The sequence below is a fragment of the Natronoflexus pectinivorans genome (assembly GCF_004345615.1).
GTDB lineage: Bacteria > Bacteroidota > Bacteroidia > Bacteroidales > Marinilabiliaceae > Natronoflexus > Natronoflexus pectinivorans.
In genome coordinates this window covers 60,102-72,652 of sequence record NZ_SLWK01000012.1, presented here as the reverse complement: position 1 = coordinate 72,652, position 12,551 = coordinate 60,102, and the positions used below count along the sequence as shown (strand labels likewise).

Here is a 12,551-nt window from a genome sequence, read left to right as displayed (position 1 = left end):
AATCTGCGATTTTTCTCTACACAACTAACAAATTACAAACAAAAAAGTTTACATGCCAATATATAGGGAAAATAATGGTATTCAGAAAAGTAAAATACAAGTACAGGAATCGAATGAAACTTATTGCCTATTTGGACAATAACTCGACATTTCGTTTCAATTGAATTAGAAAATGTAACATCTCAAAACCCAGCAACATACATTCAACAATATACCAACAGTCATAAGGTTCAGCGTTCATTGGTCAATAAAAAAGGCTGCCATCAGGCAGCCTTTTTAAAATGCATATATTAAGTTTCTTATTCCGAGTTCATCGAAATAAGAAACTCTTCGTTGGATTTTGTTTTGGACATTCTATCACGAATAAACTCCATGGCCTCAATAGAGTTCATATCGGCAAGGTAGTTTCGTAATATCCAGATGCGATTCATGAACTCCTTATCAAGCAGCAAATCTTCGCGACGAGTGCTTGAAGCAATGATATCCACAGCAGGATAAATTCTTTTGTTTGAAAGCTTTCTGTCCAACTGCAATTCCATGTTACCAGTACCTTTAAACTCTTCAAAAATAACTTCATCCATTTTTGATCCGGTTTCGGTAAGTGCTGTTGCAAGTATGGTCAATGACCCGCCACCTTCGATGTTACGAGCAGCTCCAAAGAAACGTTTGGGTTTATGAAGTGCATTGGCATCAACTCCACCGGACAGAACTTTTCCGGAAGCAGGTGAAACAGTATTATATGCACGTGCAAGTCTGGTAATGGAGTCAAGCAGAATAACTACATCGTGACCACACTCAACCATTCTTTTAGCTTTTTCCAGTACTATATTGGCTACTTTTACGTGTCGTTCAGCAGGCTCATCAAAGGTAGAAGAAATCACTTCTGCATTTACACTTCTAGCCATGTCGGTAACCTCTTCAGGCCTTTCATCAATCAGAAGGATCATCATGTAAACTTCCGGATGGTTAGAAGCTATCGCATTTGCTACATCCTTCAACAGAACAGTCTTTCCTGTTTTGGGCTGCGCAACAATTAAACCACGCTGTCCTTTTCCAATCGGTGAGAACATATCCACAATACGAGATGAGAAACTGGCCTTTGGACCGCTTGTCAAATTGAATTTCTCATCGGGGAAAATAGGTGTCAAATGATCAAATGGAACCCGGTCACGCACATAATCAGGTGTGCGTCCATTAATAGACTCCACTTTAATAAGAGGAAAATACTTCTCCCCTTCTTTAGGTGGACGAATGGATCCCAAAACCATATCTCCGGTTTTTAAACCGAACAGTTTTATTTGTGATTGGGATACATAAATATCATCTGGTGAGTTGAGATAGTTATAATCACTGGAACGAAGGAAACCGTAACCATCAGGCATAATTTCAAGAACACCTGATGCAGAAATAATCCCTTCAAACTCGAAGGATTTATCATCGCGCCTATTGTGTTTATCAGACTGACGTTTATTTTGCGGCTGATTATCCTGACGTGGTGCACGATCATCGGAGCGCTCATTCCGGTTCCACTTGCGACCTGAGGGGTCGTCCTGACGTTTAGCTGGTTTACGATTATCATCACCCTCCTTCTTAGAAGGTTGAGGCTCTTTTGATTCAACGACATTGTCGGATTTCACAACCTCGTCCTTACTTTCAGGTGCTTTATCCCTCTTTACGTTTTCAGGTGCTTTAGCAGGCATATTCACCGGCTTTGGTTCTGCACCTTTGTCAGCGTCCGGCTTAGGTGTCTGCTTTTCTGATACATTTCGCACATCAGGTTTTTTCACTTGAACAGCAGCATCTTGTCGGACATTCTGTTCTGAACCTTCATTCTCCTTGTTCTTACGGGGAGTTCTGGTTCTGCGGTTTCTATTATCCTGTGCACCTTCTGATGGAGCTCCTGGGCTTTTGGCTTTCTTTTCAGACGCCTTAATTGCTTGTGTATCAAGGATCTGATAAATCAACTCTTGCTTTTTAAAGGATTCTACACGCTTAATTCCCAGATCCTTGGCAATGGAGCGCAAATCCATAAGCAACTTCTTATTCAATTCAAGAATATCATACATAACTTGTTCTTGTACTTTTATTTAATCGTAAAAAATCTATTTTTTAATTTGAATCTGTTTTCAGAATTCGTGTTAACTCTTAACCCCATTAACTATTTTCTGCAAAACAGATGCATTGGTTTAAACAATTACCAACAAAGGTTAAAGATGTGTGTCATATTGCCCACTTATCAATGCGCATTCCAATACCGATTAATCATTCAGCAGGAAACCACAATATAATAACGGAAACAGTATTAAGTCATTGAAAGCAACTATAGAACTATAAATAAATGATATACAAAATCCCCAGTCCGGCAATGTTAATAATACAATGGAAAGAGAAAGGGGAATATTTCGATGTGTTATGATCAGATTACGAATGTATATCAGTGTGAACAATGAAAACCCTATCGATTTTCATTGCAAACATAAACAATATGAATTAACCATCAAAATTTTATATTATTTTTTAATTGAAAAAATCGGCTTATTTATATTGATTATTGGCAAATCTCCGTTTAAAGCCTGTAAAAAGAGCCTTTAATGATGAAACAAATACCTAAAATAATAGTTTTACATCTAATAAAAAAACAACGAAATCAGCCACACAACTAACCGCCTGCTACAAAACAAGTTACTACTATAAACAAAGTGTACCTTAAAAAAACATGAAAAAAATAAACCTGAACTATTTTTTTTTGTTAATATTACAAAGCCTATTATAACCGAACAAGACCTAGCTGGAATATGAGACAACTCAAAATAACAAAACAAGTAACTAACAGAGAAGCTCCTTCATTAGACAAATATCTCCATGAAATTGGTAAAGTGCAACTAATTTCAGCAGAAGAAGAAGTAACCCTGGCAAAAAAAATAAAACAAGGAGATCAGTTGGCTCTTGAGAGACTGATTAACGCTAACTTGCGTTTCGTAGTTTCTGTGGCAAAACAGTACCAAAATCAGGGTTTAAGTCTTCCGGATTTAATTAATGAAGGTAACCTGGGGCTGATAAAAGCAGCACAAAGATTTGATGAGACAAGAGGTTTTAAATTCATCTCCTACGCCGTATGGTGGATTAGGCAATCCATTCTACAGGCTTTGGCGGAGCAAGCCAGAATTGTAAGACTACCTCTTAACAAAATCGGAAGCATCAATAAGGTAAACAATACCTTTTCAAGATTAGAACAAGAGTTCCAAAGAGAGCCTACATCCTATGAAATAGCTGATATTTTAGATATGGCTCCAAAGGAGGTAAAAGAAGCTCTGAAGGTTTCATCCCGGCATGTTTCAATGGATGCTCCACTTAAATCTGATGAGGAAAATACACTTTACGATGTATTGTTATCTACTGAGGCTTCAAGCCCAGACTCACATCTCCTTGACGATTCCCTTCGAAGAGAAATTGAGCGCTCACTATCCACTCTTTCTCCACGAGAAGCAGATATTGTAAAGCTTTATTATGGACTAAATGGAGAGCCACCATACTCACTTGAAGAGATTGGCAAACTTTTTAATCTAACGCGTGAACGTGTTAGACAGATTAAGGAAAAAGCAATTAAACGTTTAAAACATACCTACAGAAGTAAAATTCTCAGATCCTATTTGGGAGAATAAATTAAGTACTCAGAAAAAACACAATCAATAACAGACATGCAACGATTGGTAGCACCATCTCTATTGGCCGCAGATTTCACCAATTTAAAAAGGGACATAGAAATAATTAATAACAGTGAAGCCGACTGGCTTCACATGGATATTATGGATGGAGTTTTTGTTCCGAACATTTCGTTTGGAATCCCCGTGGTTGAAGCCGTTCACTCCATATCAAAAAAGCCGCTGGATGTACATCTTATGATTGTACAACCAGAAAGATACATCGAAACCTTTAAAAACGCAGGAGCTCATCTTTTAAATGTTCATTACGAAGCTTGTTCTCATCTTCACCGCACCATAGAATCCATTCATAATGCAGGAATGAAAGCCGGCGTAACTTTGAATCCGCACACCCCGGTTCACCTCCTCGAAGAGATTATTACAGATCTTGATCTGGTGCTGATCATGTCTGTAAATCCCGGATTTGGAGGACAAAAATTCATACCCGGGTCTTTCGAAAAAATTCGAAAACTTAAAGAACTGATTCTGAAAAGAAACAGCAAAGCACTCATTGAAGTTGATGGTGGCGTGGATGATACCAATGCCAAAGCATTGGCAGAAGCCGGAGTAGATGTTTTTGTTGCAGGTAGCTATGTTTTTAAATCAGAGAACCCGGCCGAAGCAATCAAAAAAATCAAATACCCGGTTTAATCTTCAGGTCAACCATCCAGGTGTATTTAACTACCTCTCTGATTATGAATAAATTGTGGAGCTGCGGGGAATCGAACCCCGGTCCAAACAAGCAAGCCATATGCTTTCTACATGTTTAGTCGGTTATTGGTTTTCGTGAGCCGTTTGGGAACAGACACCCGGACGACCCCTTAGCCTTTTAATTTTTACCGAGACACCAAGGCAATGTTTCAGCTATTCCCGAAATTCCCACACCTCCGGATCGGGCCGCCTCAGGAATTGGCACCCGGGAGATGTCTCGTCCCGGCTCCTAGAGCCTGGGATAATGCCAATCTACTATGCTTCGATTAGGCTGCGAGAGCGTAATTAGTTTCGCCAGTTAAAAAAGTTGAGATCCTGGATTTACGAGCCGGTATCCCATTGCTCGACATGCTTACATACCACTTAGTCATGCTGTCAAATCCATGTCAGCCCCAATGTTATGTTGGTCAGAGATGCAAAATTACAAAAAACATTCGCATCAACTACTATTCATCAGAAATTATGCCAAAAATTAATTTACATTAAAGATTCAGAGATGCAATTTTTATGTTTACAGGTAAATACATAATCAGGAAATAACTATCTTTAATTGTAAAATATTTATCAAAAGTCTTATGAAACCATCTATACTCATTCTCGCAACATCTTTGATTTTAACAGTTGCATGTAATTTCAAATCAGAAACACAAATATCAACAATAGAGAACTATAAAATAACTGACACAATGACCATTGATTTATGGAGTGGGAACAGAACCACTTCCAGGCAAACATACGAAAGAGATGTCCTGTTTGCCATACTTACAGCCACCCGCGAAGAATTTGGGATTTGGAAAATCGTTGAAACAACGAAAGACTACACAGAAATTGAAGAATCAAATATTTTTGATGAGTTCAAACATGATTTGACTGTTACCGTTGCCGGGAATGTTAAATTTGAAAACAGAGAGAAAATCGTGATACATAAGCCCATTATGAAAGGCTTATTGGGTTTTAGAGTTTTAATTATAAACGAAGAGGATCAGACCACTTTCAGCGAGGCTTCAAATGCCAGAAATCTTAAAAACCTCAGACATGGAATTCCATTAACATGGGCTGATGCAGAACTTTTTAGAAGCAATGGCTTTTCTGTGGTAGAGGAAGGGGATTTCGATGGCTTATTCGATGATCTAAAAAGCAGAAAATTTGATTATACTGCATTTGGAGCTAATGAGGTGAATGATGTATTTCAAGAAAGAGCTGCAAAAACTAGCGGATTAAAAATTGAGGACAACATCATAATTTATTATCCATTCCCTTTGCTGTTCTACATCAATCCAAATAACAAACTGCTGGCCGAAAGAGTCAAAAGAGGATTGGAGATCATCTCTGAAAATGGGACACTAAACTTGATATTCGAAAAACATTACAGTGAGATACTGTCATCAATTAATTTCACATCAAGAGTTGTTTTTGAATTAGAGAACCCAAAACTACCCACCGAATTAAAAGACTTCAAATCGGATCTTCTCCCACTTTACAATGGTCATTAAGAGACTGTTTAAATTTGTATCTAATAAAATTAATAGATTTTTAGATACTATCCCGAGGGTTTCGGGATTAGACCGACAGACAAGCCAAAATAGAAAGCCAGTTGTGTCTATTCATGTGTCTAAAAATTTGTTTTTCAATGGCCACATGGAACTCGCCATAATAGTCATACCCCTATTTGAGAATTGGTTCTCATGGCTCGTTTCATCTTTCTTAACTATTCTATCTGTCTAAATTCTATAGATCTATAATCTATAAAAATCCTTAGAAACTAAATTAAACAGTTACTAATTATTTCTTAAAACCAATATCAACCGACGGGTCAGAAATACTAAAGCGATGAAAGAGGTTGCGAGCATGGTCACAACTCTGAAAATGGATAAGGAATCTGATCTGGAGATGGCTCCAATCAATGGCATAAACAAACCTGTGAAAGCAAGAAAAGTTAAAACCACAGCAAATGTGAGCCACTTCGTGCTTTCTCTGTAAACTTGTTGATTAAATGCTAACAATAACCCTCCAAGAAAAACAGGAATCAAAGCAGTAAAAGAAGGATTATCGGATTGAACATACGCCCAAATACCGAAAATTATGAGTACAAACGCATTGACTAAGCTGATTTTATGTGCTTTCATTCTTATACAATTTATTTAATGTAAGTAAATCTACATGCGGAGGAAGGTTCAGTCTGCTATAAACCGATAGAATCAAGAAATTGTTCAGAGGATGAATTGAATTATTTTGCAGATGGAATGGAGAAACTGATGCTGGTTCCTTTTCCAACCTCACTGGCAACTTCCAATTGTGAACCATGCTTTTCAACAAATTCCTTACATATTAAGAGACCTAAACCACTGCCCTTCTCAGACTCTGTTCCTGATGAGGAGCCATTCCCATTTCCTTCAAACAAGCTCTCTAAAGCTTCCTTACATATACCAATACCGGTGTCTGAAACAATAAACCTAAGAGCGTTACCATTTTTGGTGGTTTCAATTTGCACAACCCCTCCTCGGTTGGTAAACTTAATGGAATTGATGACTAAATTGCGTAATGTGGTTTTAATCATATCCTCATCGAGAACCCAGAAGCCGGAATAATGATCAGCTAATTCAACGCGTACTTCCTTACCTTTTGCCATTGAACGACAGAAATCAAGCACTTCGTTACACATATCACCCACTTTGACGGCCTTGGGAATCATGGAGGTTTTGTTCCACTGGTTTGAGGTCCATTCAAACAAGTTATCCAGCAGATTGTAGGCATCATGCGAAGATTGCTGAATGTGTTCAAGAAAAGTTTTTATCTGCTCCTTATCAACTGAATCAAAATTTGCCACCATATAATCGGCAAATCCAATAATTACAGATAACGGGCTTTTAAGATCGTGAGCAATGACAGAAAATAGTTTATCGCGGGTTTCTACAAGTTTTCTGAGCATCTGTTCCTGCTCTTTTTGTCTTGTTATATCGTCGATTGTGAGCAAAACATAGGGGTTTTGCTCAATTACAACCCGATTGGCAGAAATCAGCAATTTATAGGTAAATGGAATTCCATCCCGGACAACGGTAATGGACCCTTCTTGTTTTTCAATATCAATTGAAGTGCTAAAAACCTGGGAAAACAAATTCCTGAGATCACATCTGGCGCATTCCTCGGTGCAGCCGCATACAGCATTTATATTTTCATGAAGGTTAACACACCTAAGAGCCTCCCCTGCAAGCAATCCCATTACCTTCTCGTTGCCGGCACCAACTAACTCACTACCTGCACGATTAATCCTCACAACCCTTCCCTCCCGATCTACAAGAATCAGAACAATTGCTGCATTATCAAATATGGCAAGCAATTCATTCTCTGGCAATCGGTTTCTGCTATATTCCAACATCGAACCGGCTTTAATTTAAAAAGAAATGTTTGATACAAATTGACCAAACCCATTCAATGACAAAATTAATATTTTAAACTAAAACATCCCAATTATATTCAAAATGAAATACTTATTCGATATTTAACTACATTTATTCAAATATTTCACAATATAACTTACAAGCCCGACTTCTTTCTATACTAGAAAAAATCCACTTATAATCAATGACATTGCATTCATATGAAGACCTTATGGTAATAGAAAATATAATTTATGGGTAGAAGAAAAATTAGACAGCACATGCTTTGATGTCATGAGTCAGTATAACGAACAGCTTAATGACACGGAGAGTCTTTGCTATCTTGCGACTTTGAGAGCGGCACTGGCAATCGAATCCAGAGGTAAAATTTTACTATGCGCATCCAGTTTAATTGCTTCATGCGGCATGCCAAAAACAACACAACTTGCTTCATCCTGCGCAATGGTGAAAGCACCGGCTTTTTTCATTTCCAGCAACCCTTTTGCGCCATCGGCACCCATACCAGTCATAATAACCCCAACCGCATTTGCTCCTGCATTAATGGCAACAGATCGGAATAAAACATCCACACTTGGGCGGTGACGATTCACCAGAGGACCATCAATAACCTCCACGTAATAACGGGCTCCGCTTCTTTTTAAAAGGGTATGTTTGTTCCCAGGAGCAATCAGAGCTCGCCCTCTGATCACACTATCATTATTAGAGGCTTCTTTAACAGTAATGGCACATAATTCATTTAACCTGTTGGCAAACGAACGGGTAAACTCTTCCGGCATATGCTGAACAATAACTATTCCGGGACTGTCGGCAGGCATGGATTGCAAAAAAACAGTCAATGCCTCTGTACCACCAGTAGAAGCACCCATTGCAATTATTTTCTCGGTGGTTTGTATCATGCTGCTTCCTTTTAGGGAAGGGATAACAGCATCGGCTGAAAATTTTGGTTCAACCTTAATGGAGGGAACAGCAAAACCGGTTTTTCGTTTAAGCTTTGCGCGCGAAGCAGCCTTAATGGCATCACAAATTCTTATTTTAGACTCCTCTATGAACTCTTTGGTGTTCATTTTAGGTTTCGTAATAATCTCAATGGCACCATATTCCAGTGCTTTTAACCCGGTTTCGGTGCCTTCGGCAGTTAAACTAGAAATGATGACAACCGGTATGGGATGTTGACTCATGATCCGACGAAGAAATGTAAGCCCGTCCATTCTGGGCATTTCAACATCAAGTGTTATGACATCGGGAACCTCATCCAGCATTTTGCGCGCAGCCACAAACGGATCAGAGGCCGTTGCCATTACTTCCATTGAAGAGTTGGAATCAATTATGGAAGCGAGCGTTTGCCTCACAACCGCTGAATCGTCCACTATCAGCACCCGTATTTTTTTGCCTTGTTTCAATTAAATGGTATTAAACAACTAACCAAACTACTTATACCTTTTTAAATATTGTAGGCCTAATTGCTTTTAACGGAAGCTGCATTCCAATAAAAGACTCTGAATGGCCATGAATGATGTAACCTCCCGGCTTTAGATAGTGACAAAGTTTATTCACCACCGACTCTTGTGTTGGTCTGTCAAAATAAATCAACACATTCCGACAAAAAATCAGGTCATATTTTTCAGGCATATTATAACCATCATCCATGAAATTTAACCGGCTGTATTTTATTTTTTGCCTTAATTCAGGAACCACCCTGTAGGTTTTCCGGGCAGGATCTTTGCTTTTCATAAAGTACTTTCGAAGGAGATTTTCCGGCACTGCGGGCCTCACTCGTTCTTCAGTGTAAACGCCATTTCCGGCCATCCTGAGTATATGGGTAGAGATGTCTGTTCCATGAATAGTATAGTCAAACTTGTGAGATTCGCTTAAAAACTCATTGATTACCATCGCGGTTGTTACCGCTTCTTCCCCACTTGAGCAAGCTGCACTCCAGACCTTAAAAGTCTTTCCATTATGACTCAATGAAAACTCAGGCAGAATAGCATCTCTCAAAAAATTAAAATGAACCGGCTCTCTGAAAAAATCTGTTTTATTGGTACTGATCACATCAAAGATGTGAACGACTTCAGTTTGAAAACCTTCATCGCTAAAAGCATATTTTACGTAAGCGTCGAAAGAACTCATGTTTAGTTCACGTAAGCGTTTCTTTAAACGCGATTGAACCATGACACGCTTAACAGGAGGCATTTTTATTCCTGTTTCATTCATAATTAACCGCGCAAGCTTATCGAAATGCTCCTCAGACAGTTCTGCTTTATATATATCCCTAAGATTAACTATTGCCATATACTAATATAAGTAATTAAAGATATAATGTCGTTTAGGTAATGAAAAATTATATTCGCCTGCGCTCACCCTTTTATTCCCCAAGGGGATGCCAACCCGCGCGCATAAGGTTTTTTGGGGGGATTAAGGGGAGCGGGAAGGAAAAATTCCTTAACTAAACGGCATTGATTAAAGATATCTGATTCGACAATAAAAACAAGCAATGAGGTTTAAAATATGCATTAAAAACATACCACAAAGAACACAAAGCATTTCACCTAGTTCGCAAAGGAGGATAAATCAAAATTTAACCTCAATTCAACTTTGTGATTTCTTTGTGATCCCTGTGGCTATTTCAAATTATAAAAGTGACTTAATATATCAAGAACTAAAATCTTTGAAAATCATCGTCAGTCACTTCAGATGAGGCCATTTTCAGATCCACACCTTTAATCTCTTTATACGGCTCATGAATTGCTTTCTGTCCTGATGTATGATTAGAAAAACCATTGGATTTTTTCTTACTGCTCTTTTTAAGCTGTTTGCGGCGATCATTGTTTTCAAGAATAAAGAATGAGACCACCTCTTTCATTTGTTCTGCCTGACCTGACAATTCTTCAGAACTGCTTGCCATCTCTTCCGATGCAGCTGCATTTTGCTGAATTACTTGGTTCAGTTGCTGGATGGCATTATTCACCTGATCGGCTCCAGTATTTTGTTCCATACTGGCTGCTGCAATTTCCTGAACAAGCTTGGCCGTTTTTTCAATTTCAGGTACAATATCAGCCAATTGTTTGCTTGCCTCATCCGAAATTCTGACTCCATTTTCAGACAATTCATCAATTTCTTCGGCAGCAATCTGACTGCGCTCGGCCAATTTGCGCACTTCTTCGGCCACTACGGCAAAGCCTTTTCCATGTTCTCCGGCACGTGCTGCTTCAACAGCAGCATTTAGTGCCAACATGTTGGTTTGATATGCAATATCACCAATGATAGATACTTTTTTAGCAATATCTTTCATGGACATCACAGCGATGCTTGTGCTTTCGGCTCCTTTCCTAATTCCGTTAACAGCCATGGTTGCAATTTTTTCAGTTTCCATGGCATTGTCGGTATTTTGCTGAATATTGGCAGCCATCTCTTCCATTGACGAAGAGACCTCCTCTGCCGATGAAGCCTGCTCGCTGGCTCCCTGGGACATTTGTTGAGAAGTACTGCTCATCTCCTGACTTGCAGAGGCAATATTGTCTGCACCACCAAGAATATCCCCAATGATATCACGTAATTGTTCAATCATTTGTTGTAAAGAACGAGCCAATTGTCCAATTTCATCTTTCTGATCAAGCAGATCCCCATCTACATCAATGGTTAAGTTTCCATTGGCAACTTCGGTTGCCAAATTCACTCCTTTGTTAATTCCCCCGGTAATTAATCTGGTAATCATAAACCCCAGGAAAAAAGCAAATCCCAGACCTGCAAGCAATGTAAAAATCATTAGTAAGTTGCTGGCTCTTATAATTCGGTCGCCATTAGACACTGCAATTTCAGAATTTCTAATATTCATTTGTACCATTTGCTCAATCAATCCATTTACAATCCCCAAATACCTGGCTCCATCTTCCATTTGAATTTGATCCATATTTGCAAACAACTCTACAGCTATCATTGCTTGGTCATTCAAAATGCTGAAATATCTGAATATTTCATCGGCAGCTGGCATCATTTGCTGCATATATACATTTTGAGCTGAACTCTGGTTACCTGCCCTAATGTGATTCATTATCTCAGCCACTGATCTGTGAAAGCGGTTATGATGTTCGTTCATGGCAGTAATTCCGGAGGTGATTACACTATTTGATGTAGTAAGGTTTGGGATCCATACTCCCAGGTTACAAGCAGTATGATCATCTCCTCCATCGAAAGGTCTCATAGTTTGAATGGCATTGGCAACTCTTACCTGTAAAGCATAATGATCCTTTTCGAACATTTCTAAATCTTTCAGAAACTCCATCGGATAGTGTATATCTAAGCGATTCAGGCGATCCAAATCAGCTTCAAACTGCTCATTTATTTGTCGCCAATCAAGAATTGCGATTCTGAGCTGCTCCCAAACTAACAATACATCATCTTCCATCGGCAAACTTTCAAAACGTTCAATAGCGGTGGCATATCTTTGTCTTGCCGCCTGCACATTTCGCATCTGTTCATTTCTTTGTTCAACTGTCAGGCTAGGGTTTAGCATGGTGCGCATTGAAACCATCAAGGACTCAATTGAGTTGTCTACTTCTTGAAGAGAAACTACAGCTGGCATTCTTTCGTCTGCAACCTCATGAAAAGAATTGCCGACATTTCTTAAGCTTACCAATCCAATAATTCCAACAATAAGAGCCACTCCTGAAACAATGGCAAATCCGGTAATGATCTTCTGTCCTATTTTTAAATCTCTGAATTTCATCTTTGTATCCTCCTGTTA

9 protein-coding genes and 1 other RNA gene are annotated in these 12,551 nt (G+C 38.8%); 3 read left to right on the top strand and 7 right to left on the bottom strand.

Going from position 1 to position 12,551, the window contains the following annotated elements; all coding sequences use genetic code 11:
- Positions 1-299: 299 nt before the first annotated feature.
- Positions 300-2,066: a transcription termination factor Rho gene (gene rho / locus EV194_RS13815; RefSeq protein WP_132434627.1), complete on the bottom strand. Its 1,767-nt coding sequence runs from the start codon at positions 2,064-2,066 to the stop codon at positions 300-302.
- Positions 2,067-2,795: 729 nt separating this feature from the next.
- Between rho and EV194_RS13810 the strand changes: the two genes are divergently transcribed.
- Both EV194_RS13810 and rpe read left to right on the top strand, forming a co-directional pair.
- Positions 2,796-3,662: a sigma-70 family RNA polymerase sigma factor gene (locus EV194_RS13810; protein ID WP_079558523.1), complete on the top strand. Its 867-nt coding sequence runs from the start codon at positions 2,796-2,798 to the stop codon at positions 3,660-3,662.
- 36 nt (positions 3,663-3,698) lie between these two features.
- Positions 3,699-4,352: a ribulose-phosphate 3-epimerase gene (rpe, locus tag EV194_RS13805; RefSeq protein ID WP_132434626.1), complete on the top strand. Its 654-nt coding sequence runs from the start codon at positions 3,699-3,701 to the stop codon at positions 4,350-4,352.
- Between the two features lie 53 nt (positions 4,353-4,405).
- Here rpe and ssrA read toward each other — a convergent pair.
- Positions 4,406-4,806, bottom strand: a transfer-messenger RNA (tmRNA) gene (ssrA, locus tag EV194_RS13800).
- Positions 4,807-5,098: 292 nt separating this feature from the next.
- Between ssrA and EV194_RS13795 the strand changes: the two genes are divergently transcribed.
- Positions 5,099-5,905, top strand: a complete 807-nt coding sequence (locus EV194_RS13795) for a type 2 periplasmic-binding domain-containing protein (RefSeq protein WP_132434625.1) — start codon at positions 5,099-5,101, stop codon at positions 5,903-5,905.
- Between the two features lie 285 nt (positions 5,906-6,190).
- Here EV194_RS13795 and EV194_RS13790 read toward each other — a convergent pair whose 3' ends face one another.
- From EV194_RS13790 to EV194_RS13770, 5 genes are all read right to left on the bottom strand, one after another.
- On the bottom strand, positions 6,191-6,538 hold the full coding sequence (locus tag EV194_RS13790) for a hypothetical protein (RefSeq protein ID WP_132434624.1): 348 nt from the start codon (positions 6,536-6,538) through the stop codon (positions 6,191-6,193).
- Between the two features lie 101 nt (positions 6,539-6,639).
- Positions 6,640-7,788 (bottom strand): PAS domain-containing sensor histidine kinase, encoded by a 1,149-nt coding sequence (locus EV194_RS13785; RefSeq protein ID WP_132434623.1) that lies wholly within the window; start codon positions 7,786-7,788, stop codon positions 6,640-6,642.
- A 339-nt stretch (positions 7,789-8,127) separates the two neighbouring features.
- Entirely contained in the window at positions 8,128-9,210 is a 1,083-nt protein-coding gene (locus EV194_RS13780; protein WP_132434622.1) for a protein-glutamate methylesterase/protein-glutamine glutaminase, read from the bottom strand.
- A gap of 31 nt (positions 9,211-9,241) precedes the next feature.
- Complete coding sequence (locus EV194_RS13775) at positions 9,242-10,099, bottom strand: CheR family methyltransferase (RefSeq protein ID WP_132434621.1); 858 nt, start codon at positions 10,097-10,099, stop codon at positions 9,242-9,244.
- A gap of 367 nt (positions 10,100-10,466) precedes the next feature.
- A complete protein-coding gene (locus tag EV194_RS13770; RefSeq protein ID WP_132434620.1) occupies positions 10,467-12,533 on the bottom strand; it encodes a methyl-accepting chemotaxis protein in 2,067 nt (688 codons plus the stop codon).
- Between the last annotated feature and the right edge of the window lie 18 nt (positions 12,534-12,551).

Excerpts from the sequence above, each read along its gene's own strand:
- rho (WP_132434627.1), bottom strand. The coding sequence starts at position 2,066 with ATGTATGATATTCTTGAATTGAATAAGAAGTTGCTTATGGATTTGCGC.
- EV194_RS13810 (WP_079558523.1), top strand. The coding sequence starts at position 2,796 with ATGAGACAACTCAAAATAACAAAACAAGTAACTAACAGAGAAGCTCCT.
- rpe (WP_132434626.1), top strand. The coding sequence starts at position 3,699 with ATGCAACGATTGGTAGCACCATCTCTATTGGCCGCAGATTTCACCAAT.
- EV194_RS13795 (WP_132434625.1), top strand. The coding sequence starts at position 5,099 with ATGACCATTGATTTATGGAGTGGGAACAGAACCACTTCCAGGCAAACA.
- EV194_RS13790 (WP_132434624.1), bottom strand. The coding sequence starts at position 6,538 with ATGAAAGCACATAAAATCAGCTTAGTCAATGCGTTTGTACTCATAATT.
- EV194_RS13785 (WP_132434623.1), bottom strand. The coding sequence starts at position 7,788 with ATGTTGGAATATAGCAGAAACCGATTGCCAGAGAATGAATTGCTTGCC.
- EV194_RS13775 (WP_132434621.1), bottom strand. The coding sequence starts at position 10,099 with ATGGCAATAGTTAATCTTAGGGATATATATAAAGCAGAACTGTCTGAG.
- EV194_RS13770 (WP_132434620.1), bottom strand. The coding sequence starts at position 12,533 with ATGAAATTCAGAGATTTAAAAATAGGACAGAAGATCATTACCGGATTT.